The sequence below is a fragment of the Streptomyces sp. AM25 genome (assembly GCF_058146165.1).
In genome coordinates, this window is the sequence record NZ_JBKIWN010000009.1 from 376121 (window position 1) to 401241 (window position 25121).

The 25121-nt window shown below is 73.1% G+C and carries 23 protein-coding genes and 1 pseudogene; 8 read left to right on the plus strand and 16 right to left on the minus strand.

Going from position 1 to position 25121, the window contains the following annotated elements; all coding sequences use genetic code 11:
• The first annotated feature begins 88 nt into the window (after positions 1 to 88).
• Entirely contained in the window at positions 89 to 1003 is a 915-nt protein-coding gene (locus ACLHRZ_RS14405) for an SDR family oxidoreductase (protein WP_490418792.1), read from the plus strand.
• On the opposite strand, the gene ACLHRZ_RS14410 is transcribed toward ACLHRZ_RS14405, so the two are convergent.
• The 6 genes from ACLHRZ_RS14410 to ACLHRZ_RS14435 all read right to left on the minus strand — a co-directional run bounded on the left by ACLHRZ_RS14410 (position 994) and on the right by ACLHRZ_RS14435 (position 8925).
• Positions 994 to 1959 carry a helix-turn-helix transcriptional regulator gene (locus ACLHRZ_RS14410; protein ID WP_490418793.1) on the minus strand — a complete coding sequence of 322 codons (966 nt, stop codon included), beginning with the start codon at positions 1957 to 1959 and terminating at the stop codon, positions 994 to 996. The two genes, ACLHRZ_RS14405 and ACLHRZ_RS14410, sit on opposite strands and share 10 nt — an antisense overlap.
• A 229-nt stretch (positions 1960 to 2188) precedes the next feature.
• Positions 2189 to 2812 carry a GntR family transcriptional regulator gene (locus ACLHRZ_RS14415; protein ID WP_490418794.1) on the minus strand — a complete coding sequence of 208 codons (624 nt, stop codon included), beginning with the start codon at positions 2810 to 2812 and terminating at the stop codon, positions 2189 to 2191.
• Positions 2813 to 2937: 125 nt separating this feature from the next.
• Entirely contained in the window at positions 2938 to 4704 is a 1767-nt protein-coding gene (sucB, locus tag ACLHRZ_RS14420; RefSeq protein WP_490418795.1) for a 2-oxoglutarate dehydrogenase, E2 component, dihydrolipoamide succinyltransferase, read from the minus strand.
• 48 nt (positions 4705 to 4752) lie between these two features.
• Positions 4753 to 6141 carry a dihydrolipoyl dehydrogenase gene (lpdA, locus tag ACLHRZ_RS14425; RefSeq protein ID WP_490418796.1) on the minus strand — a complete coding sequence of 463 codons (1389 nt, stop codon included), beginning with the start codon at positions 6139 to 6141 and terminating at the stop codon, positions 4753 to 4755.
• Between the two features lie 279 nt (positions 6142 to 6420).
• Positions 6421 to 7947: a leucyl aminopeptidase gene (locus tag ACLHRZ_RS14430; RefSeq protein ID WP_490418797.1), complete on the minus strand. Its 1527-nt coding sequence runs from the start codon at positions 7945 to 7947 to the stop codon at positions 6421 to 6423.
• Positions 7948 to 8118: 171 nt separating this feature from the next.
• Complete coding sequence (locus ACLHRZ_RS14435) at positions 8119 to 8925, minus strand: adenosylcobinamide-GDP ribazoletransferase (protein WP_490418798.1); 807 nt, start codon at positions 8923 to 8925, stop codon at positions 8119 to 8121.
• A 68-nt stretch (positions 8926 to 8993) separates the two neighbouring features.
• Between ACLHRZ_RS14435 and ACLHRZ_RS14440 the strand changes: the two genes are divergently transcribed.
• On the plus strand, positions 8994 to 9731 hold the full coding sequence (locus tag ACLHRZ_RS14440; RefSeq protein ID WP_490418799.1) for a hypothetical protein: 738 nt from the start codon (positions 8994 to 8996) through the stop codon (positions 9729 to 9731).
• Here the strand turns inward: ACLHRZ_RS14440 and ACLHRZ_RS14445 are convergent.
• The 4 genes from ACLHRZ_RS14445 to ACLHRZ_RS14460 all read right to left on the minus strand — a co-directional run bounded on the left by ACLHRZ_RS14445 (position 9698) and on the right by ACLHRZ_RS14460 (position 14692).
• Complete coding sequence (locus ACLHRZ_RS14445; RefSeq protein ID WP_490418916.1) at positions 9698 to 10414, minus strand: hypothetical protein; 717 nt, start codon at positions 10412 to 10414, stop codon at positions 9698 to 9700. The genes ACLHRZ_RS14440 and ACLHRZ_RS14445 overlap by 34 nt on opposite strands.
• Before the next feature lie 2 nt (positions 10415 to 10416).
• The gene (locus ACLHRZ_RS14450; RefSeq protein ID WP_490418800.1) at positions 10417 to 12183 is read right to left on the minus strand and encodes a phosphatidylglycerol lysyltransferase domain-containing protein; all 1767 of its coding nucleotides are present in this window, start codon (positions 12181 to 12183) and stop codon (positions 10417 to 10419) included.
• A gap of 48 nt (positions 12184 to 12231) precedes the next feature.
• Positions 12232 to 13278, minus strand: a complete 1047-nt coding sequence (locus ACLHRZ_RS14455) for a nicotinate-nucleotide--dimethylbenzimidazole phosphoribosyltransferase (RefSeq protein ID WP_490418801.1) — start codon at positions 13276 to 13278, stop codon at positions 12232 to 12234.
• A 211-nt stretch (positions 13279 to 13489) separates the two neighbouring features.
• A complete protein-coding gene (locus tag ACLHRZ_RS14460; RefSeq protein WP_490418802.1) occupies positions 13490 to 14692 on the minus strand; it encodes a bifunctional adenosylcobinamide kinase/adenosylcobinamide-phosphate guanylyltransferase in 1203 nt (400 codons plus the stop codon).
• A gap of 127 nt (positions 14693 to 14819) precedes the next feature.
• On the opposite strand from ACLHRZ_RS14460, the gene ACLHRZ_RS14465 reads away from it, so the two are divergent.
• On the plus strand, positions 14820 to 15035 hold the full coding sequence (locus ACLHRZ_RS14465) for a hypothetical protein (protein WP_490418803.1): 216 nt from the start codon (positions 14820 to 14822) through the stop codon (positions 15033 to 15035).
• Positions 15036 to 15106: 71 nt separating this feature from the next.
• On the opposite strand, the gene ACLHRZ_RS14470 is transcribed toward ACLHRZ_RS14465, so the two are convergent.
• From ACLHRZ_RS14470 to ACLHRZ_RS14480, 3 genes are all read right to left on the minus strand, one after another.
• The gene (locus ACLHRZ_RS14470; protein ID WP_490418804.1) at positions 15107 to 16177 is read right to left on the minus strand and encodes a S1C family serine protease; all 1071 of its coding nucleotides are present in this window, start codon (positions 16175 to 16177) and stop codon (positions 15107 to 15109) included.
• 26 nt (positions 16178 to 16203) lie between these two features.
• Positions 16204 to 16938 (minus strand): class I SAM-dependent methyltransferase, encoded by a 735-nt coding sequence (locus ACLHRZ_RS14475; RefSeq protein ID WP_490418917.1) that lies wholly within the window; start codon positions 16936 to 16938, stop codon positions 16204 to 16206.
• 62 nt (positions 16939 to 17000) lie between these two features.
• The gene (locus tag ACLHRZ_RS14480; RefSeq protein WP_490418805.1) at positions 17001 to 17615 is read right to left on the minus strand and encodes a DUF3043 domain-containing protein; all 615 of its coding nucleotides are present in this window, start codon (positions 17613 to 17615) and stop codon (positions 17001 to 17003) included.
• Between the two features lie 261 nt (positions 17616 to 17876).
• Between ACLHRZ_RS14480 and ACLHRZ_RS14485 the strand changes: the two genes are divergently transcribed.
• The 4 genes and pseudogenes from ACLHRZ_RS14485 (at position 17877) to ACLHRZ_RS14500 (ending at position 21087) form a co-directional block, all read left to right on the plus strand.
• Positions 17877 to 18671 (plus strand): PspA/IM30 family protein, encoded by a 795-nt coding sequence (locus tag ACLHRZ_RS14485; protein ID WP_490418806.1) that lies wholly within the window; start codon positions 17877 to 17879, stop codon positions 18669 to 18671.
• A 10-nt stretch (positions 18672 to 18681) separates the two neighbouring features.
• Complete coding sequence (gene pspAA, locus ACLHRZ_RS14490) at positions 18682 to 18960, plus strand: PspA-associated protein PspAA (RefSeq protein ID WP_490418807.1); 279 nt, start codon at positions 18682 to 18684, stop codon at positions 18958 to 18960.
• Positions 18961 to 19021: 61 nt separating this feature from the next.
• A pseudogene (locus ACLHRZ_RS14495) lies at positions 19022 to 20388 on the plus strand (sensor histidine kinase).
• A 9-nt stretch (positions 20389 to 20397) separates the two neighbouring features.
• Positions 20398 to 21087: a response regulator gene (locus ACLHRZ_RS14500; RefSeq protein WP_490418808.1), complete on the plus strand. Its 690-nt coding sequence runs from the start codon at positions 20398 to 20400 to the stop codon at positions 21085 to 21087.
• Positions 21088 to 21282: 195 nt separating this feature from the next.
• On the opposite strand, the gene nadA is transcribed toward ACLHRZ_RS14500, so the two are convergent.
• On the minus strand, positions 21283 to 22461 hold the full coding sequence (gene nadA / locus ACLHRZ_RS14505) for a quinolinate synthase NadA (RefSeq protein ID WP_490418809.1): 1179 nt from the start codon (positions 22459 to 22461) through the stop codon (positions 21283 to 21285).
• A gap of 261 nt (positions 22462 to 22722) precedes the next feature.
• Here nadA and erpA point away from each other — a divergent pair, with 261 nt between their 5' ends.
• Positions 22723 to 23079 (plus strand): iron-sulfur cluster insertion protein ErpA, encoded by a 357-nt coding sequence (gene erpA, locus ACLHRZ_RS14510; protein ID WP_490418810.1) that lies wholly within the window; start codon positions 22723 to 22725, stop codon positions 23077 to 23079.
• A gap of 64 nt (positions 23080 to 23143) precedes the next feature.
• Here the strand turns inward: erpA and ACLHRZ_RS14515 are convergent, their stop codons facing one another.
• Complete coding sequence (locus ACLHRZ_RS14515) at positions 23144 to 24664, minus strand: hypothetical protein (RefSeq protein ID WP_490418811.1); 1521 nt, start codon at positions 24662 to 24664, stop codon at positions 23144 to 23146.
• A 99-nt stretch (positions 24665 to 24763) separates the two neighbouring features.
• Complete coding sequence (locus ACLHRZ_RS14520) at positions 24764 to 24985, minus strand: hypothetical protein (RefSeq protein ID WP_490418812.1); 222 nt, start codon at positions 24983 to 24985, stop codon at positions 24764 to 24766.
• Positions 24986 to 25121 lie beyond the last annotated feature (136 nt).

A 25121-nucleotide genomic window follows, 5' to 3' on the forward strand; every position in this document is an offset into this window, starting at 1 on the left:
GGATGCGGCCGTCTCGTAATACAGGACAGAAGATGTCTGGTTTCGCTGGGAGTGTCGGTGGTGATCGACGGATGACAGGGAGGCAGTGGTGAAGGGTTCGCTGGACGGGAAGGTCGCGCTGGTCGCCGGGGCCACCCGGGGTGCCGGGCGGGCGATGGCCGTGGAGCTGGGGGCCGCCGGGGCCGTCGTCTACGCGACCGGGCGCACGACGCGGGAGCGGCGGAGCGAGGTCGGGCGCCCGGAGACGATCGAGGAGACCGCGGAGCTGGTGACCGCGGCGGGCGGGACCGGGATCGCCGTCCCCACCGATCACTTGGAGCCGGAACAGGTACGGGCGCTCGTGGAGCGCATCGACCGCGGGCACGGGCGGCTCGACGTGCTCGTCAACGACGTGTGGGGCGGGGAGCGCCTGATCGAGTTCGGGAAGCGGGTGTGGGAGCTCGACCTGGACAAGGGGCTGCGGATGCTGCGGCTGTCCATCGAGACCCACGCCGTCACCAGCCACTTCGCGCTGCCGCTGCTGGTGCGGCGGCCCGGCGGGCTGGTCGTCGAGATCACCGACGGGACCGCGGAGTTCAACACCGCCCACTACCGCGAGAACCTGCTGTACGACCTCGCCAAGTACGGGCCGATCAGGATGGCCTGGGGGCTCGCCGAGGAGCTGCGGGAGTCCGGGGGCACGGCCGTCGCCCTGAGCCCCGGCTTCCTGCGGTCCGAGGAGATGCTCGACCACTTCGGGGTCACCGAGGCGAACTGGCGGGACGCGGTGGAGAAGGAGCCGTACTTCGCCATCGCCGAGTCCCCGGCCTTCGTCGGCCGGGCGGTCGTCGCACTCGCCGCCGATCCGGAGCGGGCGCGGTGGAGCGGGCAGTCGCTGTCCAGCGGGCAGCTGGCCGCCCATTACGGGTTCACCGATGCCGACGGGTCGCGGCCGGACGCCTTCGGGTACATCGAGGACGTCCGGTACGGGGGGAAGGAGGCCGCCGTGGAGGACTACCGGTAGAGCTCCGCGGCCCGCGACATCGCCTCCGCGAACCGCTCGCGCAGCTCCGGTGGTTCCACCACCTCCGCCTCCGGGCCGAGGGCCAGCAGCTGCTCGTAGGCCACCTCCAGCGACTCGACGGGCAGGGTGAGCGTGATGCGGCCCTGCCCGTCGGGGGCGTCCGCCTGCTCGACCGCCTCGCGGGCCGCCGTCGGGTCCGCCGCGTGGGGCAGGCGGCGGGTGCCCTCCGGGGTGAGGCGCAGGACGACGGTCTCGCGCAGGATCGAGCGGGCGAACTGCGCCGCGCGCTCCTCCCAGAAGGCCGCGAGGTCGAAGGACTCCGCGCGCCGGAAGCGCTCCTCCTGCAGCCGGACGTCCGTGAAGCGGTCCGCCCGGTAGATGCGGAAGTCCTTGCCCGCACGGGCCGCCATGTACCAGACGCCCGCCTTGAGGACGAGACCGTAGGGGTCCAGCTCGCGCTCCACCTCGGTGTCCTTGCGCCGGTAGCGGACCGCGATCCGGCGGTCGTCCCAGACCGCGTCCGCGAGGGCGGGCAGCAGGGGCGGCGGGGTGTGCGGGTGCCACCAGCCGGGGGCGTCCAGGTGGAAGCGCTGGGCCGCGCTGTCGGGGGCGTCGCCGAGCTCCGGCAGGAGGGCGGCGGAGACCTTGAGACGGGCCGCCGAGGCCGCGTCCGCCAGGCCCATCTCGCGCAGGGCGGCGGGCACTCCGGAGAGGAAGAGGGCTTCCGCCTCGGTGCGGCCGAGGCCCGTCAGCCTGGTGCGGTAGCCGCCGATCAGGCGGTAGCCGCCGGTGCGGCCGCGATGCGCGTAGACCGGGATCCCGGCCTCGGACAGGGCGAGGACGTCACGGGCGACCGTGCGCTCCGAGACCTCCAGGCGGCGCGCCAGCTCCGCGCCCGTCATCGTGGGGCGGGACTGGAGCAGGAGCACCATCTTGATCAGTCGTGCCGCGCGCATGCCTCCCATGATGACCGGGGGCACCGACACGGCGGGGTGCGACGTACAGGGCCCCGGCGCCGGCCAGGGCAACGGATGACGCTCGGGGACCTGCAGTCACGTCCGGGGCCGCCCCCCGTCACAGGACAGGGCGTGAGAGGCGCGGCTCCGCGGAGACCATACGCCTCTGATCGATGATCGATCAATCCCTGTGCCGGAAATCCCCGCCCGGAGCTGTTCTCGGACCTGCTCAGACCTGCGGCGCGCAGCTCAGCACGTGCGCCTTGATCAGCTCGCGGATGGCCGGATCGCGCCGCCGGAACGCCGCCACGAGCCGGGCGTGGTCCTCCGCGTGCGGCCGCGGCTCGGGGCTCAGCCAGCGGATCGACAGCGTCGTCCACACCTCGATGCCCAGCGACTCCCAGGTGTGCAGCAGCACGGAGTTGCCCGCCGCCTGCACGATCGCGCGGTGGAAGGCCACCGTGTGCCGGACCTGCGCCTCGCTGTCGCCGGCCGCGTCCGCCGCGTACAGCGCCGTCACCTCGCGCTCCAGCGCCGAGGGGTCCTCGGCCAGGGCGTCGGCGGCCAGTTCGGCGGCCACCTGCTCCAGGCCCGCGCGCACCGGGTAGCTCTCCTTGAGGTCGGCCGCGGTCAGTTCGCGCACGCGGACGCCCTTGTTGGGGGCCGACTCGATCAGCCGCAGCGACTCCAGCTCGCGCAGTGCCTCGCGCACCGGGGTCTGGCTCACCAGCAGTTCGGCCGCGATCCGGCGCTCCACGATCCGCTCGCCCGGCTGCCAGCGCCCGCCGACGATCCCCTCCAGGATGTGCTCGCGGATCTGCTCGCGCAGCGAGTGGACGACGGGTGGTGCCATGGGTGCTCCTCAGCCGGGGAATCGGACGTCATTATGGCCGCAAGCACGGCAAAGGGCGCGGCCCCGGTCGTATGGGATACGAACCGGGGACGCGCCCTGCTGGACCCCGAGGGGTGCCGGGGAGATTACAGACCGATCTCGGTCTCGAACTCCGCGGCCTCCAGGATCTGCTTGACCGCGGTCAGGTAGCGGGCCGCGTCGGCGCCGTCCACCAGACGGTGGTCGTAGGACAGCGTCACGTAGGTCATGTCGCGGACGCCGATGGTGGTGCCCTCGGCGGTCTCGATGACGACCGGACGCTTGACCGTCGCGCCGATGCCCAGGATCGCGACCTGGTTCGGGGGCACGATGACCGTGTCGAACAGCGCACCGCGCGAGCCGGTGTTGCTGATCGTGAAGGTCGCGCCGGACATCTCGTCCGGGCTGATCTTGCCCGTGCGGACCTTGCCGGCCAGCTCGGCGGTCTTCTTGGCGACGCCCGCGATGTTGAGGTCACCCGCACCCTTGATGACCGGGGTCATCAGGCCCTTCTCCGAGTCGACGGCGATGCCGACGTTCTCGGAGTCGAAGTAGGTGATGGTGCCCTCGTCCTCGTTGATCCGGGCGTTGATGACCGGGTGGGCCTTCAGCGCCTGGACGGCGGCCTTGACGAAGAACGGCATCGGGGACAGCTTGACGCCCTCGCGGGCGGCGAACGCGTCCTTGGCCTTGCCGCGCATCTTCATGATCTTGGTGATGTCCACCTCGACCACGGAGCTGAGCTGGGCCTGGCCGTGCAGCGCCTTCATCATGTTGTCGGCGATGACCTTGCGCATGCGCGGCATCTTGACGGTCTGACCGCGCAGCGGCGACACCTCGAGGGCCGGGGCCTTCGGGGTGGCGGCCGGAGCCGGGGCGGCAGAGGCGGCGGGAGCCGGAGCGGCCTTGGCCTCGGCGGCGGCGATGACGTCCTGCTTGCGGATGCGACCGCCGACGCCGGTGCCGGCGACGGTGGACAGGTCGACGCCGGACTCGGCGGCGAGCTTGCGCACCAGCGGGGTGACGTACGCGCCGTCGGCGGCCGGGGCGGCGGGAGCCACCGGGGCGGCCGGGGCCACCGGCGCGGGGGCGGCCGGAGCCGGGGCCGGAGCGGCCGGGGCGACGGGCACGACCGGGGCCGGAGCGGCCACGGGGGCGGCCGGCGCCGGGGCGGGGGCCGGGGCCTCCTGGACCGGAGCCGGAGCCGGAGCCGGAGCCGGAGCGGCCGGGGCGGGCGCGGCGGCCGGAGCGGCACCCGCGACACCGATCACGGCGAGCTTGGCGCCGACCTCGGCGGTCTCGTCCTCGCCGACCAGGATCTCCAGCAGGGTGCCGGAGGCGGGGGCGGGGATCTCGGTGTCGACCTTGTCGGTGGAGACCTCGAGCAGCGGCTCGTCGGCCTCGACCGTCTCGCCGACCTCCTTGAGCCAGCGGGTGACGGTGCCCTCGGTGACCGACTCGCCCAGCGCGGGCAGCACGACGTCGGTGCCGGAGGCGCCGCCCGCCGGGGCGGCAGCAGCGGGGGCCTCGGCGACGGGCGCCGGGGCGGCCGGAGCCTCGGCCACGGGGGCCGGGGCGGCGGAGGGGGCCTCGGCGGCAGCGGCCGCCGGAGCCGGGGCAGCGGCGGGGGCGCCGGTGCCGTCGTCGATGATGGCCAGCTCCGAGCCGACCTCGACCGTCTCGTCCTCGGCGACCTTGATGGACGCGAGGATGCCGGACGCCGGGGCGGGGATCTCGGTGTCGACCTTGTCGGTGGAGACCTCGAGCAGCGGCTCGTCGGCCTCCACGCGTTCACCCTCGGCCTTGAGCCAACGGGTGACGGTGCCCTCGGACACGCTCTCGCCGAGCGCCGGCAGGGTTACGGAAACCGCCATGGTGCGGTTGCTCCTTACGAGTAGTGCGGATGGTGGTGCGCTCGGGACTCAGTCGTGCGAGTGCAGCGGCTTGCCGGCCAGGGCCAGGTGAGCCTCGCCCAGAGCCTCGTTCTGCGTCGGGTGCGCGTGGATGAGCTGCGCGACCTCGGCGGGCAGCGCCTCCCAGTTGTAGATCAGCTGGGCTTCGCCGACCTGCTCGCCCATACGGTCACCGACCATGTGGACGCCGACGACGGCGCCGTCCTTGACCTGGACGAGCTTGATCTCGCCCGCGGTCTTGAGGATCTTGCTCTTGCCGTTGCCCGCGAGGTTGTACTTCAGGCTGACGACCTTGTCCGCGCCGTACAGCTCCTTGGCCTTCGCCTCGGTGATGCCGACGGAGGCGACCTCGGGGTGGCAGTACGTGACGCGCGGCACACCGTCGTAGTCGACCGGCACGGGGTTCAGACCGGCGAGCCGCTCCGCCACCAGGATGCCCTCGGCGAAGCCGACGTGCGCGAGCTGGAGGGTCGGGACGAGGTCGCCCACGGCCGAGATGGTCGGCACGTTGGTCTGCATGTACTCGTCGACGAGGACGTAGCCGCGGTCCATGGCGACCCCGGCCTCCTCGTAGCCCAGGCCCTGGGAGACCGGGCCGCGGCCGACGGCGACGAGCAGCAGCTCGGCCTCGAAGGTCTTGCCGTTCTCCAGCGAGACCTTCACGCCCGCCTCGGTGTACTCGACACCGGAGAAGCGGGAGCCGAGGGAGAAGTTGATGCCGCGCTTGCGGAAGGCGCGCTCCAGCAGCTTGGAGCTGTTCTCGTCCTCGACCGGGACGAGGTGCGGGAGCGCCTCGACGATCGTGACGTCCACGCCGAACGACTTCCACGCGGAGGCGAACTCGACGCCGATGACGCCGCCGCCCAGCACGATCGCGGACTTCGGCACGCGGTCCAGGACCAGCGCGTGGTCCGAGGAGATGACGCGGTTGCCGTCGATGGTCAGGCCCGGCAGCGACTTCGGCACGGAGCCGGTCGCCAGCAGGACGTGGCGGCCGGTGATGCGCTGGCCGTTGACGTCCACCGAGGTCGGGGAGGACAGGCGGCCCTCACCGGTGATGTAGGTGACCTTGCGGGAGGCGACCAGACCCTGCAGGCCCTTGTACAGGCCGGAGATCACGTCGTCCTTGTACTTGTGGACGCCCGCGATGTCGATGCCCTCCAGGGAGGCCTTGACACCGAACTGCTCGGCCTCGCGGGCCTGGTCCGCGATCTCGCCGGCGTGCAGCAGAGCCTTGGTGGGGATGCAGCCGCGGTGCAGGCAGGTGCCGCCCAGCTTGTCCTTCTCGATCAGGGCGACGTTGAGACCCAGCTGGGCTCCGCGCAGGGCGGCGGCGTAACCGCCGCTACCGCCTCCGAGGATCACTAGGTCGAAAACGGTGCTGGCGTCGTTCGCCACGTCACGTCCTCCATGCATGGGTACGCCGTTGCCGGTCGATGATGACCGGGCGGCGGCTGTCGTTCGGCCGCATTTCGTCGGCCCTGTGAATAAGGGGGCCCTGTCCTGCCGAGACAACATCTTCGCACTTGTTGACGGAGGGCGGGACGCCGGGCGGTGCTCAGCGGCGACTGATGCGTCACCTTTGCGGGTTACCAGTGCGTAGAAAAGTACGTTTTCGTTGAGAGCGAACGCGCCACGGCCCCGGGTGCATTCCCGGGGCCGCGGAGGTGCCGCGGGTCAGCCCAGGTCGCCGTCGGCGGTGCGCTCCGCCAGGCGTACCAGGGTGCGCACCGCGGAGCCGGTGCCGCCCTTCGGGGTGTAGCCGAACGGGACGGACTCGTGGAAGGCCGGGCCCGCGATGTCCAGGTGACCCCAGGCGATGCCCTCGCCCACGAACTCCTGCAGGAAGATGCCGGCGATCAGGCCGCCGCCCATGCGCTGACCCATGTTGGCGATGTCGGCGGTCGGGGAGTCCATGGTCTTGCGCAGCTCGGCCGGCATCGGCATCGGCCAGGCCTGCTCGCCGGCCTCCTCCGCCGTCTCGTACAGCGCGGTGCGGAAGGCGTCGTCGTTGGCCATCACACCGAAGGTGCGGTCGCCGAGGGCCATCACCATGGCGCCGGTCAGGGTGGCGACGTCCACGATCGCGTCCGGGTTCTCCTCCGAGGCGCGGGTGAGGGCGTCGGCCAGCACCAGGCGGCCCTCGGCGTCGGTGTTGAGCACCTCGACGGTCTTGCCGCTGTACATGGTGAGCACATCGCCCGGACGGGTGGCGGTGCCGGAGGGCATGTTCTCCGCGAGGGCCAGCCAGGCCGTCACGTTGACCTGCAGCCCGAGCTTGGCGGCGGCCACGACCGCGGCGAACACGGCGGCGGCACCGCTCATGTCGCACTTCATGGTCTCGTTGTGGCCGGCCGGCTTCAGGGAGATGCCGCCCGAGTCGTAGGTGATGCCCTTGCCGACGAGGGCGAGGGTCTTCTCCGCCTTGGGGTGGGTGTAGCCGAGGCGCACCAGGCGGGGCGGGTTCGCCGAGCCCTGGCCGACGCCCATGATGCCGCCGTAGCCGCCCTTGACCAGCGCCTTCTCGTCCAGCACCTCGATCTTGAGGCCGTGCTCCTTGGCCGCGGTCTGGGCGGCCTCGGCGAAGAGCTTGGGGGTGAGGGCGTTGGAGGGGGTGTTGATCAGGTCGCGGGCCCGGTTGACCTCCGCGGCCACGGCCGCGGCGCGCTCGGCGGCGGCCTTGAAGGCCTTGTCGCGCGGCTTGGCGCCGAGGATCGCGACCTCGCCCAGCGGGGCGCCCTTCTCGTCCTTCTTCTTGCCGTTGCCGTTGGAGCGGAAGGCGGTGAAGGAGTACGCGCCGAGCAGCGCGCCCTCACCGATCGCGGCGGCCGCCTCGGCGTCCTCGACGGGCAGCGCGAACGCGGCCTTCTTGGTGCCGGCCAGTGCGCGGGCCGCGGTGCCGGCGGCGCGGCGCAGGGCCTCCTCGCCGAAGGCCTCGTCCTCGGCGGGGAGTTCGCCGAGGCCGACCGCCAGCACGACCGGGGCCTTGAGGCCGGACGGCGCCGGGAGCTTGGTCACCTCGCCCTCGTCGCCGGAGGCGCCCAGGGTCTCCAGGACCGAGGCCAGCTTGCCGTCGAAGGCCTGGTCCACGACCTCGGCGCCGGGCGCGACGACGGGGCCCTTCGGGCCCTTGGCGACACCGACGACGACGGCGTCCGCGCGGAGCGTCGCCGCTGTGGAAGTGCTGAGAGTCAGAGCAGTCACGGTGGTGAAGTCTCTCTTCCGTTGAGTTCCTCGGCCGAGCGCATCCCGCGGGGCCCTTGCGCATCGTATGCGCCGTGTTTGTTCTGGCCTCGCCCGGCTGCGGGTCGTATGTGGCTTGTCGCGCAGTTCCCCGCGCCCCTGACGGGGCGCAGCCTTCGGGACAAAGGCGGCTCAGGCCAGTGTCATTGCGACGAGTGCTGCTGTCGATGCCGTTTCGGCGAGAGCGCCGAAGACGTCGCCCGTGATGCCGCCGAGGCGGGTGCGGCAGCGGCGGAGGAGGAGTTCGGCGGCGAGCAGGGCGAACAGCAGGGCGGCGGCCGTGTGCAGGGCCGCGTACGGGCCGAGCAGTGCGCCTGTCGCCGCCGCCGTGCAGAGCGCCAGGGCGGTGGCGGTCAGCGCCGCGGGCACCGGCACCACGCCCGCGACCGCCGCGCCGAGCCCGTCCGGGCGGGCGGCGGGCACCCCGCGGCGGGAGGCGAGCGTCAGGGCGCAGCGGGCGGCGAGCCCCGCCACGACGGCCGCGACGGCGCCGCGGACCGTACCGGATGCGTACAGCCCGGCCAGGGCGGCCACTTGGCCCAGCAGTACGAGCACCAGGGTGACCACGCCGAACGGGCCGATGTCCGACTGCTTCATGATGCGCAGCGCGTCCTCGGCGGGCTTGCCGCTGCCGAGCCCGTCGGCGACGTCCGCGAGCCCGTCCAGATGCAGTCCCCGGGTCAGCACGGCGGGCACCGCGACCGTGGCCACGGCGGCGAGCAGCGGGCCCGCGCCGAGCAGGGCCGACAGCAGGCCGACGGCCGCCGCGCAGCCGCCCACGGCCAGTCCGGCCAGGGGCGCCGCGAGCATCCCGCCGCGGGCCGCGGCGCGGTCCCAGCGGGTGAGCGGGACCGGCAGCACCGTCAGGGTGCCGAAGGCGAAGCGCAGGGCGTCCGCGAGGGTGGCGCGCGGCGCGGGATCGGGGGCGGGGGCATGCATCCGGGCAGGTTATCCGGCCGCTCAGGGCATAGTTCTCGGAGAAGGGCGCACTGCAGGAGCGGATTTCCATGAGTCACTGGCTGGCACGCAACATCGTCGAGCCCGGAAAGCTGCCGTTGCTGCTCGCGCTCACCGCGTTCGTGATGACGTTCCTGGTCACCCGGGTCATCACCCGTCTCATCCGGGCGGGCAGGGGCCCCTTCCGCAACATCAAGCCCGGTGGGCTGCACGTGCATCATGTGGTGCCGGGCATCGTGCTGATGGTGGTCGGCGGCTTCGGCGCGGTCGCCGAGAGTCGGCACGGCTTCGGGGCGGCGGTCTCGGCGGTGCTGTTCGGCAGCGGAGCGGGGCTGGTGCTGGACGAGTTCGCGCTGGTGCTGCACCTGGACGACGTCTACTGGACCGAACAGGGCCGCAAGAGCGTCGAGATCGTGGTGCTCACCGCCGCCCTGGTGGGGCTGGTGCTCTCCGGCTTCTCGCCGTTCGGGGTCAACGAGCTCACCCCTGACGAGCTGCAGAACCGCACCATCGTGGTGGCCAACACCCTCGTCAACTTCCTCGTCGCGCTGTTCGCCCTCGCCAAGGGCAAGCCCAGGATCGCCCTGATCGGGGCGGTCGTTCCGCTGGTGGCCCTGGTGGGCGCGATCCGGCTGGCCCGGCCGGGGTCGCCGTGGTACCGCCGCTTCTACCGCAACCGGCCGCGGGCCCGGCGCCGGGCGAGGGTGCGCGCCTACCGGCACGACGCGCGCTGGGCGGCCTTCCGGCGGCGCTTTCACGATCTGGTGGCGGGGGCCCCGGACCGCTGATTCCGCTGCCGGTGCAGGTCGCTGCGCGGCTTGCGGTGTCTTCGGGCCTCGTCCACCCCGCACACCACCAGCATCACGGTCACCGCGGCGATGTGCTCCTTGCCCGCCAGGTTGGGCTTGACCAGCACCTCGACCACCATGGCCAGCACCACGCCGACGCAGGTCAGCCAGGCGCGGTAGCGCCAGGACAGATACACCGCCAGGCCGACCACCGCCGCCGACGGGCCGGTGTCGATGATCTTCGCGGCCTCCGGCGGCAGCCCGAACGGCGAGTCCGGGCCGATGGCCACGGCCAGCCGTGCGTACATGGTGCCGGCGAGCGTGGCGGTGTAGGAGACCGCGAGCGTGCGCCACTTGCCGATGCAGGCCTCGGCGATGCCGAAGACGATCAGGATCTGGGCCAGCGCGCCCCACACCGGCAGGTCCAGTGCGGGGACGAACAGCGACAACGGGGTCCGCAGCAGCGCCAGCCACCAGGGCAGCTGCGCCTGGACGGAGCCGAGCCGCTGGACGGGCTCGAATCCCCAGTGCTGGTTCTGGACGATCTGGAAGAGCGAGGTGAGGACGACGGCGGTGAGTGTCATGGGGACGGCCCGCAACCGGTCGCGGACGAACGCCCCCCGGACCGCCTGGTACAGCGGACCCCACTCGGTGCGCGCGGCGCGACGCAGCGCCGCGCGCATCGTCACCGTCGGCTCTCCAGGTGTTTCCGGTTGAGCCACTTGGGCAGGCCGGGTGCTTCCAGGAACCCCTCGGCGCGGGCGCTGGCGATGCCGATCCGCAGCAGGTCACTGCTCTTCTCGAACAGCATGAAACGAGGCTCCCAGATGGGGCGGTATTTCGCATTTGCTCGGTAGAGGGACTCGATCTGCCACCAGCGTGAGAAGAAGCTGAGCAGCGACCGCCACATCCGCAGCACCGGGCCCGCGCCCAGCTTCGAACCGCGCTCGAAGACCGAGCGGAACATCGCGAAGTTCAGCGACACCTGGGTGATGCCCAACGACTTCGCCTGCTGCAGGAGTTCGATCACCATGAACTCCATCAGACCGTTCTCGGAGTCCCGGTCACGGCGCATCAGGTCCAGCGACAGACCCTTGGGGCCCCAGGGGACGAAGCTGAGCAGCGCGCGCAGCTCGCCCTCGCCGTCGTGGCACTCCAGCATCACGCAGCGCCCGTCGTCCGGATCGCCCAGCCGGCCCAGCGCCATGGAGAAGCCGCGCTCGGTCGCACCGTCGCGCCAGTCGTCGGCGCGGCGCAGCAGCCGGTCCATCTCCGGCTCGGGGATGTCCTCGTGGCGGCGGATGGTGACGGTGTATCCGGCGCGCTTGACGCGGTTGTACGCCTGGCGGACGGTGCGCATCGCGCGCCCGTCCAGGGTGAACTCCCCGGTGTCCACGATGGCTTCGTCGCCCAGCTCCAGGGCGTCCAGGCCGTGCCGCGAGTAGATCGTGCCGCCCTCCTCGCTGGCGCCCATCACGGCCGGGATCCAGCCGTGTTCGCGCGCCTGCGCCAGCCAGGGCTCGATGGCGCCGGGCCAGGCCTCGGGGTCGCCGATCGGGTCGCCCGAGGCGAGGGAGACCCCGCCGACGACGCGGTAGGTGACGGCGGCCTTGCCGGACGGGGACCAGATGACGCTCTTCTCGCGGCGCAGCGCGAAGTAGCCCAGCGAGTCGCGGTCGCCGTGCTTGTCCAGCAGGGCGCGCAGCGCGGTCTCGTCCTCGGCGGTGATCGGGTCGGTGATCCGGCGGGAGCGGAAGGCCGCGTAGACCACGAGGACCAGCAGGACCGTGCTCATCACGTTGATGACGACGTTGACCCAGCCCGGGGGCGCGATGCCCGCGTAGCGCGAGTTGTCGGCCGCGATGTAGGCCAGGCGCATCACGCCGTAGTGCCAGCGGTCCAGGAAGGTGGAGCGGTACTCGTCGTGCGCCTCGTTGGTGACGGTCACCAGCAGGGCGGCGATCAGCGAGGTGACCAGCAGGCCGACGGTGGCCACGGCGGCCGCCAGCTTGGGGTTGGAACGGTCGCCCTTGGCGTAGAACTCCTTGCGGCCCACCAGCAGGGCCGCCACGAACAGGGTCGTGACCACCAGCGAGAACCAGTTCAGGCCGTGCCTGCGGTACTCGGGGAAGGCCATCACCAGCACCAGGATCAGCAGCAGCAGGCCCGACAGGACCAGATTGAGGATCCAGGCCGCGCGCTTGCGGCGGCGCAGGGTGATCGCCATGAACAGTGACACCACCGTCGCCGAGAAACCGGCCGACAGCAGGTACGGGGTGAAGAACTCGTCGACGTTGTGCCGCCGGACGTCGGCACCGAAGGACACCCACAGCGCGCCCAGCAGGTTGACGAACGTGACGGCGCGCAGATACCACACGGCGAAGGCGGCGGCACGCCGCGGCCAGTTGCCGCCGCGGGTGCCCTCATCCGGAGTCAAGCGGACCTCTCCCATGAAAAGCGATCGTATGGGGCTTGGCGCGCGGCGTGCTCCGGTCCTGCCTCAGGAACGCTCGGGAAGCTCCGCCGCCAGGGCCGCAGCCGCCTGCACCAGGGGAAGGGCGAGCAGGGCCCCTGTCCCTTCGCCCACAGTGACGCCGTGGTCGAGCAGGGGGTTGAGCGCCATCCGGTCGAGCGCCTTCGCCTGCGCCGGATCGCCGCTCGCCTGGCCCGCCAGCCACCAGTCCGGCGCCCGGAAGGCGACGCGCTGGGCGACCAGGGCACAGGCCGCCGAGACGACTCCGTCGAGGATCACCGGGGTGCGGCGTACGGCGCTCTGCAGCAGGAAGCCGGTGGCCGCGGCGAGGTCGGCGCCGCCGACGGCGGCCAGCAGCTGCAGCTGGTCGCCGAGGACCGGGCGGGCGCGGCGCAGCGCGTCGCGGATCGCCGCGCACTTGCGCATCCAGGCCAGGTCGTCGATGCCGGCGCTGCCGCGGCCCGTGACCACGGAGGCGTCCGTGCCGCACAGGGCGCCGATCAGGGTGCCGGCGGCGGTGGTGCCGCCCACGCTCAGGTCGCCGAGGACGACGAGGTCGGTGCCGGAGTCGGCCTCCTCGTCGGCGATGGCCATGCCGGTGCGGAACGCCTGCTCCGCCTCCTCGGCCGTCAGCGCGTCCTCGACGTCGATGCGGCCCGAGCAGCGGCGCACGCGGTGCCGGGTGACGTCCTCGGGGAAGGTGTCCGGGTCGCAGTCGAGCGCCATGTCGACCACGCGCAGCCCGGCGCCGAAGCGGCGGGCCAGGATCGCGGCCGCGCTCTCCCCGGCCAGGGCGGCGCGCACCAGTTCCTGCGCGCCGGCCTCGGGGCCGCCGGAGACGCCGAGGCCGGCGATGCCGTGGTCGCCGGCGAAGAGCAGCACCCGGGGCCGCTCGACGGGCTTCACGGGCACGGAGCCCTGACCTGCGGCGAGCCACTCGCCCAGCTCGTCCAGCCGGCCCAGCGCCCCCGGGCGCGGGGCGAGGCGCTCCCGGCGCTCCTCGGCGTCCCGCCGGACGACTGCGTCGGGCCGCTCGATCAGGGAGGCGAAGTCATCAAGATTCAGACCGCTCATCCGCGACACCTTACCCCTGCGGGGGGCTCGGAACGCGGGTGCACGGTGCGGGGTTCGCACTGCGTGCGGGGGTTGCCGCAGACGGCGGTTCCTCGGGTGCGGGCCGTCTGTGGCTGGTCGCGCAGTTCCCCGCGCCCCTGACGGGGCGCCCCGTCAGGGGCGCGGGGAACTGCGCGACCAGCCACGACGAGCCCGCAGTCGACGCACTGCGCTACGCGCCGCGCAGCGGCACGGCCTGGCCTGCTACGACGAGGAGTACGTGCTCGCACTGGTCGGCGACGGCGGCGTTCAGCCGCCCGAGCTCGTCGCGGAAGCGGCGGCCCGAGGACGTGGCCGGTACGACGCCCGAGCCCACCTCGTTGCTCACGAGCACCACCACGCGCCGCGTGGCCCGTACCGCCGCCACCAGGGCCGCGGTGCGCGCGGTCAGCGCGTCGCGGCCGCCGTCGGCCCAGGTCGTGTCGTCCCACGCGCCGACGGAGTCCATCGCGTCCGTCAGCCACAGCGCCAGGCAGTCGACGAGCAGCGGCGGGCCCTCCTCGGTCAGCAGCGGCACCAGGTCGCACGTCTCGGCCGTCCGCCAGGACGCGGGGCGGCGTTCGCGGTGCAGCGCCACGCGCGCCGCCCAGTCGCGGTCGCCCTCGCGCGTGCCGCCCGTGGCCACGTACAGCACCTCGGGGAAGGACTCCAGGCGGCGCTCCGCCTCCACCGACTTGCCCGAGCGCGCGCCGCCCAGCACCAGCGTCCGCCGCGGCAGGTCCGGCACCTCGTGATAGTCGCCGACGACCAGCGTGGTGCCGTCGGGGACCGTCCGCGCGCCCGCGGCCGCCAGCCGCCGGTGCAGTTCGCGGCCGGGCGGCACGTCGTGGTCCAGGTGCACGGCGAGCACGTCCGTCGTCGGCCCGGCCGCCCCGGCCTCCCGCAGCCGGGCCAGCGCGTCGGGCCGGTCCAGGACGTCGAGCAGCACCATGTCGTACGGGCCGGGGACGCTGCCCAGCCCGGCCGGTGCCGCGCCCGGCGGCAGGTACAGCAGCCGCTCCCCGTCGGGGGAGGTCACCTCGTACCCCGTCCCGGGCGCATCCACGGCCAGGGCCCGCACCCGGTGCCCGCTGATCACCGACAGCTCGCGCCCGTCCGGCACCCGCACCGGCGCCGGCAGCCCGGCCGGGAGCTCGAGGGCCGGGCCGTCGTGCGGGTGCGAGAGCAGCACCTGGCGGACCCCCGCGATCGAGCGTCCCGCGCGGGCCGCGGCGAACGCCGGGCCGGGGGTGAGGTCGAGGAGGAGCGCGCCGTCGACGAGCAGCGCCGTGGCGGCGCGTGCCTCGTCGCCCGTGGCCACGGCGCAGGACGCGCAGGGGCAGCCGGGGCGCGGCAGCCCGTCGGGGGCTCCGGTGCCGAGGAGAGTCAGTTCCACGCCCTGATCGTCTCGCGTCCGCGGACGCCGGGCGCGCGGGGCTCACCCTTTCTCGTCCGCCACAGGCGGCTAGGCTGCCGCCCGGCAGGACTCAACACGTGGCGTACGTACGGCCCGGGAGGCTGACATGGCATGGACGTGGCGGTTCGAGAAGTCCGACGGCACGGAGGTGGACCCGGCCGTGGAGCCGGAGGAGTTCACCACCCAGGGCGACGCGGAGTCCTGGGTCGGGGAGGAGTGGCGGACCCTGCTGGAGGGCGGGGTGGAGCAGGTGCGGCTCTTCGAGGACGACGAAGAGGTCTATGAGGGGCCGATGAGTTTGAGGGCTGCTGCCGACAGTTGAGCCGTAGCGCTTCGCGGCGGGTGCGGGCCGTCTGTGGCTGGTCGCGCAGTTCCCCGCGCCCCTTCGGGGCGCTACATCTCGCCCAGCACCACCGTCGTCGTCTGCTCGTTGCCGTCCCGGACGTAGGCCACCTCCGTCCGGTCGCCCGGCTTGAGCCCCGCGAGCGCCTCGGCCAGCGACTGCATCGTGGTGACGGGGGCCTTGCCGACGCGCGTGACGATGTCGCCGGGCCGCAGTCCGGCCTTGTCGGCGGGGCCGCCCGGGGTGACGGCCACCAGGGCCACCCCGGCGGGTGCGAAGTCGGAGCCCACGATGGCCCGTCCGGTGATGCCGAGGGCCGCGCGCCCGGAGTCGGTGACCCGGCCGTTCTCGACGATCTGGCCGGCGATCCTGCCGACCGTCCCGGCCGGGATCGCGAAGCCGATGCCCGGCGCCGCCCCCTCGCCCAGCTCCGGGTCGACGGCGGCGAGTGTGGGGATGCCGATGACCTGCCCGGCGAGGTTCACCAGCGCGCCCCCGCTGTTGCCGGGGTTGATGGCGGCCGAGGTCTGCACCATGTTGGCGATGGTCGCCCCGGTGCCCCCGCCGCCGCGCCCCTCGCTGACGGTCCGGCCGACGGCCGAGACGATGCCCTGGGTCACGCTGCTGGACAGGCCCAGCGGATTGCCCATGGCCAGCACGATCTGGCCCACCTCGACCTTCGAGGAGTCCCCGAGCACGGCGGGCTTGAGCCCCTTCGGGACGTCGTCCAGCCGGACGACCGCGAGGTCCTGTTCGGGGTACGAGGCCACCAGCCGCGCGCCCAGGGCGTCGCCGCCGGTGGCGAGGGAGACCTTGAACGTCCGGGCGTCACCGACGACATGGGCATTGGTGACGACGTCGCCCTTGTCGTCGTAGACCACCCCGGAGCCGAGGCCCTGTCCCGTGGTGATCTGGACGACGGACGGGAGGACGTCCTTGACCACCTTCTGGTAGGCGGCCTGCAGATCGCCCGCCGGACCCGTGATGTGCACGGGTGCGGCGGGCGAGGAGGACGAGGCGCCCGACGGGCTCCCGGCGCTGCCGGAACATCCGGCGAGCAGGGCCAGGGCGCAGACGGACGGGACGGTCAGGACGGCGGAACGGAGGCGCGAGACGCTCATGCGGGGAGTGTTCCCCGCACCCGGTCTCAGCCCCGCACACCGCACAGATGCAGCAGTGCCGCCACCGCGCGGTACGGGTCCGTGCGGCCCGCCCGCTCCTCGGCCGTCAGCAGCCGGGCGAGCTCGGTGCCCTGCGGCGGGACCTGCCCGTCGGCGGCCTGGTCGGTGAAGACCCGTACGCCGTACCAGGCGTGGAGCGGGGCGCCGATGCCGGCGAGGGTCGCCGTCAGCGTCTCCCGCCGGTCGGCACGCACCTCCAGCCCGATGCGGTTGGTGTACGCGGGGGAGTCGAAGGCGGCCAGGGCGGTCTCCCAGTCACCGCTCAGGCCGGGCCGCATGGCCAGCGCGTCGGCGTTGCGGACGAGCAGCGAGAGCAGGCCGCCGGGGGCGAGCACCCGGGCCAGCCCCGCGAGCATGGGGTCGGGCTCCGGCACGTACATCAGCACGCCGTGGCAGAGCACGACGTCGAAGGAGCCCGGCAGGAAGTGCACGCCGGTGTCCCGCCCGTCGCCCTCGATGACCCGCATCCGCTCGCGGATGCCCTCGGGCTCGGCCGCCAGGGCCTCGCGCACGGTGGCCACCATCAGGGGGTCGGACTCCAGGCCGGTCACCTCGTGGCCGGCGCGGGCGAGGCGCAGCGCCTGGGTGCCCTGGCCGAGGCCGACGTCGAGGATCCGCAGCCGCCGGCCCACGGGGAAGCGGGCGGCTATCTGCTCGTCGACCTGGCGGGCGACGAGCTCCTGCCGGACGGTGTTCCGCAGCCCCGCGAGCTTGCCGAGCCACTCCTGCGCGCCGCTGCCGAAGGGCGCTGCCGGGGTGCCGGTCAGGGCTTCTCCCCGCGCGCGACCTTCGGCTTGGGCAGCCGCAGCCGGCGCATCTGCAGGGTGCGCATCAGGGCGTAGGCGACGGCGCCGCGGGTGTTCCCGTCGGGGAAGCGCTGCTTGAGGGCGCGCTTGAGGGCGATGCCGGTGACCGCGGAGTTGATGACGATCAGCAGGATGACGATCATCCACGCCAGCAGCACGTACGTCTGGAACGCACCGCGGTTGATCATGCTCAGGATCAGGATCAGCACGGCCAGCGGCAGGAAGAACTCCGCCACCGAGTAGCGCGCGTCCACGAAGTCGCGGGCGAAGCGGCGCACCGGGCCCTTGTCGCGGGCCGGCAGGAAGCGCTCGTCGCCGTTGGCCAGGGCCTCGCGCTGGCGGGCCATGTCGGCGCGGCGGGCCTCGCGGGCCCGCTTCGAGGCGTCCTTGCCCTTGGCCGGCGTGCTCGCCAGGCTGCGGCGCTGGGACTGGGCCTCGCTGCGCTTGGGGGTCGGGCGGCCCTTGGGCGCCTGCGGGTCACGGGCCTGCTTGGACTGCTCGGCGGCGGTCGGCTTGGCGGCCGCGGCCTGCTCGGCCTTGTCGGCCTTGGAAGTGGAACGGCTTCGGAACACGGGACCCAAGGGTACGGGTTCCGGGGCCCGGGCATCGGCCGGGTGGGGAACGATCCGGCAACGACGGACGTCTGTAGGGAAAGGCCGGACCTCTTCTCCTCCCCGCGCCGGAGGGCGGCGACCTTGTGATCGTCCTGGAGGATGAGCGCATCGGTGCCCGAGGAGTGCGGTAATGGAAGCAGGGCCCGTACTGTGGGTTCTGATAGGTGTGACGGAGCCGAAGCCCGATTCAAGTCGGTCAGAAGGGGGCGCGCGAGGCCCATGAGCGGTGTCATGAAGCGTATGGGGATGATCTTCCGCGCGAAGGCCAACAAGGCCCTGGACCGGGCCGAGGATCCGCGCGAGACCCTCGACTACTCGTACCAGAAGCAGCTAGAGCTGCTGCAGAAGGTGCGCCGCGGCGTCGCCGACGTGGCGACGTCCCGCAAGCGTCTGGAGCTCCAGCTCAACCAGCTGCAGAACCAGAGCACCAAGCTGGAGGAACAGGGCCGCAAGGCGCTGGCGCTGGGCCGCGAGGACCTGGCGCGCGAGGCGCTCACCCGCCGTTCCGCGCTCCAGCAGCAGGTCAGCGATCTGGAGACGCAGCACCAGACCCTCCAGGGCGAGGAGGAGAAGCTCACGCTCGCCTCCCAGCGCCTGCAGGCCAAGGTCGACGCCTTCCGGACGAAGAAGGAGACCATCAAGGCCACCTACACCGCGGCCCAGGCCCAGACCCGGATCGGCGAGGCCTTCTCCGGCATCTCCGAGGAGATGGGCGACGTCGGCCTGGCCATCCAGCGCGCCGAGGACAAGACGGCGCAGATGCAGGCCCGCGCCGGTGCCATCGACGAGCTGCTCGCCTCGGGCGCGCTCGACGACCCGACCGGCATGGCCAAGGACGACATCACCGCCGAGCTGGACCGGCTCTCGGGCGGTTCGGACGTGGAGCTGGAGCTCCAGCGGATGAAGGCCGAGCTGGCGGGCGGCAGCGCCCCCAAGCAGGCGATCGAGGGCGGCAACGCCGGCCAGAACCAGGCGGCGCAGCCGCAGGACGCTCCGCGTTTCGACAAGCACTGAGGGAGATCTCATGATCGTGCGGATCATGGGGGAGGGTCAGGTCAGGCTGGACGACAGCCACTTCGCCGAGCTCAACGCGCTGGACGACGAGCTGCTCGGCGAGATGGAGAGCGGCGACGAGGAGGGCTTCCGGCGCACGCTCGGGTCCCTGCTGGACGCCGTGCGCCGGCTGGGCACCGCCCTGCCCGACGACGCCCTGGAGCCCTCCGAGCTGATCCTGCCGTCGCCCGAGGCCTCCCTGGAGGAGGTCCGCGAGATGCTCGGCGACGAGGGCCTCATCCCGGGGTGACGCCCCGGCCGCCCGGCATCGCGCGCCCCCGCTCCCGCCAGGGACCGGGGGCGCGGCCGGCATGAGCACCCGCGGGGGCACAGGCCCTGCGCTGCCCGGCACGGCACCCCGCCGCGTCGTCGCCTCACTCAAGGACGCCCGGCCCCAGACACCACAGGGGGGCCCGCACCGGTCCGTCGGGCGCCCCCTCACCACCGCCCCGCACCGCTGGCTGCGGGCGCATCCGCGCGCCGCCGACCTGCTGCTGGCCGCCGTCGTGCTCGCGCTCGTGACGACCGGCTCCTACGGCACCCGGCAGCACCCGCCGGGGCCGGGCTTCGTCGCCCTGGCCGTCGTCGCCTGCGGCTGCCTGGCGTGGCGCCGCCGGGCGCCGCGTGCCGTGCTCGGCCTGACCTCGGTGCTGACGGTCACCGCCGCCGTCGCCGGGCGGGACGGGCCCCCGCGCACCCAGGTCGCGGTGGCCGCCGCCGTGGCGCTCTACACCGTGGCCGCCCGCACCGAGCGGTCCACGGCCTGGCGCATCGCCGCGCTGACCGTCGTCGCCATCACGGGCACCGTGATGCTCCTCGGCCCGGGGCCCTGGTACTCCCAGGAGAGCTTCGGGCTGCTGGCCTGGACCGCGCTGGCCGGTGCCGCGGGGGACGCGGTCCGCAGCCGGCGCGCCTTCGTCGCGGCCATCGAGGAGCGGGCCGAGCGGGCCGAGCGCACCCGCGAGGAGGAGGCCCGCCGCCGTGTCGCGGAGGAGCGGCTGCGCATCGCCCGCGAGCTGCACGACGTCGTCGCGCACCACATCGCGCTCGTCAACGTCCAGGCCGGGGTGGCCGCGCACATCATGGACAGCCGTCCCGAGCAGGCCAAACAGGCCCTCGCGCACGTCCGCGAGGCGGGCCGCTCGGCGCTGGAGGAGCTGCGCGCCACGGTCGGCCTGCTGCGCCAGCACGGGGACCCCGAGGCCCCCACCGAGCCCGCCCCCGGCCTCGGGCTGCTCGACCGGCTCGTCGACGGCTTCGGGCGGGTCGGGCTGCCGGTGGCCGTCGCGGCCGTCTCGACGCTGCCCGGCGGGCAGGGCGCGACGGACGAGGCCGCCGGGGCCGCCGCCGTCCTCGGCCCGCTGCCGGCCGCCGTGGACCTCACCGCGTACCGGCTGGTCCAGGAGGCGCTCACCAATGCGCACAAGCACGCGGGTCCCGGCGCCCGCGCCGAGGTGTCCCTGCTGCGCGGCACGGACACCCTGCAGCTGACCGTGCTGGACGACGGCGCCGGCCCCCCGGCCGACGGGACCGGGGGCGGTGGGCACGGCCTCGTCGGCATGCACGAGCGCGGGGGGGGGCGGCCGCCCTCGGCGGCCGCTGCGAGGCGGGCGCACGCGACGGGGGCGTCCCCGGCTTCCGGGTCCGCGCCAACCTGCCGCTGCAGGCGCCCGCCTAGGCTGACGCCATGACCGAGCCGATCAGCGTCCTTCTCGCCGATGACCAGGCCCTGTTGCGCAGCGCGTTCCGGCTGCTCGTGGAGTCCGAACCGGACATGCGGGTGGTGGGGGAGGCCGCGGACGGGGCGGAGGCCCTCGCCCTGGCCCGGGAGCACGTGCCCGACGTGGTCCTGATGGACATCCGGATGCCCGGGACGGACGGCCTCGCCGCGACCGGGGAGATCTGCGCGGACCCCGCGCTGGCGTCCGTGCGCGTGGTGATGCTGACGACCTTCGAGGTCGACGAGTACGTGGTGCAGTCGCTCCGCGCGGGCGCGTCGGGCTTCCTCGGCAAGGGCGCGGAGCCGGACGAACTGCTGGCGGCGATCAGGATCGCCGCGGCCGGGGAGGCGCTGCTGTCGCCCGCGGCGACGAAGGGCCTGATCGCGAAGTTCCTCGCCCAGGGCGATCCCCCCGCCCCCGGCGAGGCCCGGCACGACGCCGGGCGTCTGGCGACCCTCACGGGACGGGAGCGGGAGGTCCTGGTGCAGGTGGCGGGCGGCTTCTCGAACGACGAGATCGGCGAGCGGCTGGGCGTCAGCCCGCTGACGGTGAAGACGCACGTGAACCGCGCGATGGCGAAGCTGGAGGCCCGTGACCGGGCCCAACTGGTGGTCGTCGCTTACGAATCGGGCCTGGTGCGGCCGGCCCACGGCTGAGGCCGCCCCGTCAGGGGCGCGGGGAACTGCGCGAGCAACCACGATGCGCCCGCAGTCGAAGTTCCCCCAGCTACCGCTGGGAGGTACCCCCAGGGGCTGCGCCCCGGACCCCTGGGCCGGTGCGCCGACTGCAGGCCGGTGGGGGCTGATCGTGCAGTTCCCCGCGCCCCTGACGGGGCGCGGCCCCCGAAACGCCTACGGCAGCGCCAGCATCCGCTCCAGCGCCAGCTTCGAGAAGCCGGCGACCTCCGGATCCACCTCGATCCGGTTCACGACCTTGCCGTCCGCCAGGGACTCCAGCGCCCACACCAGGTGCGGCAGGTCGATGCGGTTCATCGTGGAGCAGAAGCACACGGTGCGGTCGAGGAAGACGATCTCCTTGCCCTCGCCCGCGAAGCGGTTCGCGAGCCGCCGGACCAGGTTCAGCTCGGTGCCGATGGCCCACTTGGAGCCCGCCGGGGCGGCCTCCAGCATCTTGATGATGTACTCCGTCGAACCGACGTAGTCGGCCGCGGACACCACCTCGTGGCGGCACTCGGGGTGCACCAGGACGTTGACGCCGGGGATGCGCTCGCGCACGTCGTCGACCGAGTCCAGCGAGAAGCGCCCGTGCACCGAGCAGTGGCCGCGCCACAGGATCATCTTCGCGTCGCGCAGCTCCTCGGCGGTCAGGCCGCCGTTCGGCCTGTGCGGGTTGTAGAGGACGCAGTCCGCCGGCGACATGCCCAGGTCGCGCACGGCGGTGTTGCGCCCGAGGTGCTGGTCCGGCAGGAAGAGGACCTTCTCCCCCTGCTCGAACGCCCAGTTCAGTGCGCGCTCCGCATTCGACGAGGTGCAGATCGTGCCGCCGTGCTTGCCGGTGAAGGCCTTGATGTCGGCGGAGGAGTTCATGTACGAGACGGGGACGGTGACGTCCGCGATGCCGGCCTCGGTCAGGACGTCCCAGCACTCGGCGACCTGCTCGGCGGTGGCCATGTCGGCCATCGAGCAGCCGGCGGCCAGGTCCGGCAGGACGACCTGCTGGCCGTCGTGGGTCAGGATGTCGGCCGACTCGGCCATGAAGTGCACACCGCAGAAGACGATGTACTCGGCGTCCGGCCGGGCGGCCGCCTCGCGCGCGAGCTTGAAGGAGTCGCCGGTGACGTCGGCGAACTCGATGACCTCGTCGCGCTGGTAGTGATGGCCGAGGACGAAGACCTTGTCCCCGAGCTTCGCCTTGGCTGCCCGGGCGCGCTCCACCAGGTCCGGGTCGGACGGTGCCGGCAGGTCGCCGGGGCACTCCACGCCCCGCTCGCTGCGCGGGTCGGCCTCGCGGCCGAGCAGCAGGAGCGCGAGCGGGGTGGGCTGGACATCCAAAGGCTGGGCGGTGGTCACGTCACGCACCCTTTCTGTTCTGCGGACGGCCGCTCTGCACTGTGCTGCAGTCGGCGTTGTCGTCAATTTGACGCTATCTATCATAACTGCTTCGCGTCACTTTGACGATGGTGATTGTGTCGATGTGACGCATTCCCGTTCGCGCGGCGGGTGTGCGAGCATGAAAGCCGGTGAAGTCACCGTCAGGACCCGGAATGAATCCGGGACGGCAGCGGTTGCAGGCGACGCAAGCATCCGCAGAAGAACCCGGGAGTGAAGCAGATGTCCGTTCAGGACGAGAAGACCACGGCGAGCGACGGCATCCTCCTGTCCGACGCCGCTGCGGCCAAGGTCAAGAGCCTGCTGGAGCAGGAAGGCCGTGACGACCTCGCGCTGCGCGTCGCCGTCCAGCCCGGCGGCTGCTCCGGTCTGCGCTACCAGCTCTTCTTCGACGAGCGCTCGCTCGACGGTGACGTCGTCAAGGACTTCGACGGCGTCAAGGTCGTCACCGACCGCATGAGCGCCCCGTACCTGGGCGGCGCCTCGATCGACTTCGTCGACACCATCGAGAAGCAGGGCTTCACCATCGACAACCCGAACGCCACCGGCTCCTGCGCCTGCGGCGACTCCTTCAGCTGACGCTGATCCTCACCGTACGAAGGCGGTGCCCCCACCCGGGGGCACCGCCTTCGCCCTTTCCGCGTTACGCCCCGCGCAGGGTCCCGCCCGTCGTCTCGTCGACGACCTTCCGGTCGCCCAGCGGCTTGTCCAGCGTCACCGGCAGGTCCCACTGCTTGAGCATCATCACGCAGGGCCGGCCCGGGTTCTTCTCCGTGCCGGTGACCTTCACCGACACCGCGGAATCGGACTCCTCGTCCGTCACCGCATAGGTGTTGCACACCCCGCCCCAGAAGTGCAGGACGAGCTTCTTCCCGTCGTCCCCGGACGCGCTGTACGAGTCGATGCGCATCGCCTGCGTCCGCGGCGTCCCGGTCGGAGCGGGCGTGCGGGACGGTGAGGGCGAGGCGATGAACTTCGGGTCCACCGCGGGCTGCGCGACGGTGATCGCCGCACCGCCGCCGCCCGGCAGCTGCACGCTGAACAGCCACGACGGCACCAGCGCCGGCCGCCCCGCCACGGACTGCGCCGACAGCCCGAACTCCGCACTGCGCACCGTCGCGGGCTCCGCCTTCGACGGCGTGCCGCCCGGGCACGGCGGAGTGCCGTCGGCGTCCGCGCCCTTGGGGAGCGGGGTCATCGTCCGGCAGCCGTCGAGCCCCGGACGGCCGGTCCCCGCGCCCTTGTTGAGCGCGTCGAGCGCCTGCTGGGCGCTGACGACGGGATAGCCGGCGCCCTTCTTCGGCAGCTCCAACTGTCCGCTGCCCCGTGCCACTTGCCCGTCCGAGCCCACCTGGAGCGTGGTCCGCCAGCCGTAGGAGGGCAGGGAGTTCAGTACGGGATCGGCGCCGACCGTCCGTATCGCGCCGAACGTCCGTTGCGCGTCCACCTTCGCGCCGTCCTGGCCCAGGGCCTTCAGCACGGGGGCCGCAGCGCTCTTCGCCTTGTCCTCCGGCACCGGGGTCGCGTCCGCCGGGCCGGGGGAGGGGGCCGCGCCGTCCCGGAAGGACGGGCACAGCACCGGGGGAGGAACGTCCTTGCCCTCCTGCTGCGGACCGGCGCCCGGCGGGTGCTCGCAGTGCGTGCCGCCCGGGGATCCGTACCGCGTGAACGACCAGTCGCCCGGTGCCTGTTGGTGCACCTGGAGCGTGGGGCCCGACGCGTCGGGGGCGCCCCCGACCGTCCAGACGCCGTTCGTCAGACGGGGCGTGCCCTGCACCTTGAGCGCCGTCGCCAGTGCCGTCACCTCGTCGCGCGTCACCTCGCGCCCGGGCAGATAGACGGGCGCGCTGTGCGGCCCGTCGGGCAGCTTGCCCGCCGCCCGGTAGTGGACGCCGTGCGGATCCGGCTCGCCCACGGCGATGCCCTGCTGCGGACCGCCGCCGGGCCGCCCGTAGCCGTCCAGGGCCAGCGGCGGAGGGGAAGAGCCGTCGCCGGACCCGTCGGCCCGGTCCGTGCCGCCGCCGTCCGCCGCGGTGGACGCCCAGTACGCGCCCCCTCCTCCGGCCAGCAGCACGGCGGCGGCCACCGATGCGACCGCCAGCGGCGAGTGCTTGCGCCGCGGTTTCTCGGGGGTGCTGCCGGGAGTGGCGCCCTCGGTGCTCACCACATCGCTCCTTCGCTCCGCTCAATGTGTGTACTGCCGTGTCCTCCGTGAGGGGGACGGCACTTGGACGGAGCGCAGGAGCGGGCGGTTCCACCCGGGTCAGTCGCCGTATTCCGACATTCCGTCGAGCAGCCGGGCCGAGGCCGCCGGGACGGAGATCCCGTGGATGGAGGAGAGCGGGGTGTGCCGCCGGGCGGGGGCGGGGCGGGGGGTCCGGGTGCCGGGCCAGTGCGGTGCCATGCGGGCGCAGTCCCTGCGCAACTCGTCGAGCGACTCGGGCTCGGTGGCGTGCTGCGTGACGTCCTTCACAGTCTTCGGCATATCCGCACCGTACGCACGTGATGGCGCTGCGAGAAAGAGCTACCAATGGGTAGATTTGCCCACTCAGTGGCGGGAATCGGACCCTCTTGTCCGGAGGCCTCCACCCGGTAACGTGGTGTGGCTCTTTCTGTTTTTC

Coding starts and splice junctions, on each gene's coding strand:
- ACLHRZ_RS14435 (WP_490418798.1), bottom strand. CDS start 8,925: ATGCATGCCCCCGCCCCCGATCCCGCGCCGCGCGCCACCCTCGCGGAC.
- ACLHRZ_RS14450 (WP_490418800.1), bottom strand. CDS start 12,183: ATGGGAGAGGTCCGCTTGACTCCGGATGAGGGCACCCGCGGCGGCAAC.
- ACLHRZ_RS14455 (WP_490418801.1), bottom strand. CDS start 13,278: ATGAGCGGTCTGAATCTTGATGACTTCGCCTCCCTGATCGAGCGGCCC.
- ACLHRZ_RS14465 (WP_490418803.1), top strand. CDS start 14,820: ATGGCATGGACGTGGCGGTTCGAGAAGTCCGACGGCACGGAGGTGGAC.
- erpA (WP_490418810.1), top strand. CDS start 22,723: ATGTCCGTTCAGGACGAGAAGACCACGGCGAGCGACGGCATCCTCCTG.
- ACLHRZ_RS14415 (WP_490418794.1), bottom strand. CDS start 2,812: ATGGCACCACCCGTCGTCCACTCGCTGCGCGAGCAGATCCGCGAGCAC.
- pspAA (WP_490418807.1), top strand. CDS start 18,682: ATGATCGTGCGGATCATGGGGGAGGGTCAGGTCAGGCTGGACGACAGC.
- sucB (WP_490418795.1), bottom strand. CDS start 4,704: ATGGCGGTTTCCGTAACCCTGCCGGCGCTCGGCGAGAGCGTGTCCGAG.
- ACLHRZ_RS14470 (WP_490418804.1), bottom strand. CDS start 16,177: ATGAGCGTCTCGCGCCTCCGTTCCGCCGTCCTGACCGTCCCGTCCGTC.
- ACLHRZ_RS14445 (WP_490418916.1), bottom strand. CDS start 10,414: ATGCGCGCGGCGCTGCGTCGCGCCGCGCGCACCGAGTGGGGTCCGCTG.
- ACLHRZ_RS14410 (WP_490418793.1), bottom strand. CDS start 1,959: ATGCGCGCGGCACGACTGATCAAGATGGTGCTCCTGCTCCAGTCCCGC.
- ACLHRZ_RS14500 (WP_490418808.1), top strand. CDS start 20,398: ATGACCGAGCCGATCAGCGTCCTTCTCGCCGATGACCAGGCCCTGTTG.
- ACLHRZ_RS14485 (WP_490418806.1), top strand. CDS start 17,877: ATGAGCGGTGTCATGAAGCGTATGGGGATGATCTTCCGCGCGAAGGCC.
- ACLHRZ_RS14520 (WP_490418812.1), bottom strand. CDS start 24,985: ATGCCGAAGACTGTGAAGGACGTCACGCAGCACGCCACCGAGCCCGAG.
- ACLHRZ_RS14440 (WP_490418799.1), top strand. CDS start 8,994: ATGAGTCACTGGCTGGCACGCAACATCGTCGAGCCCGGAAAGCTGCCG.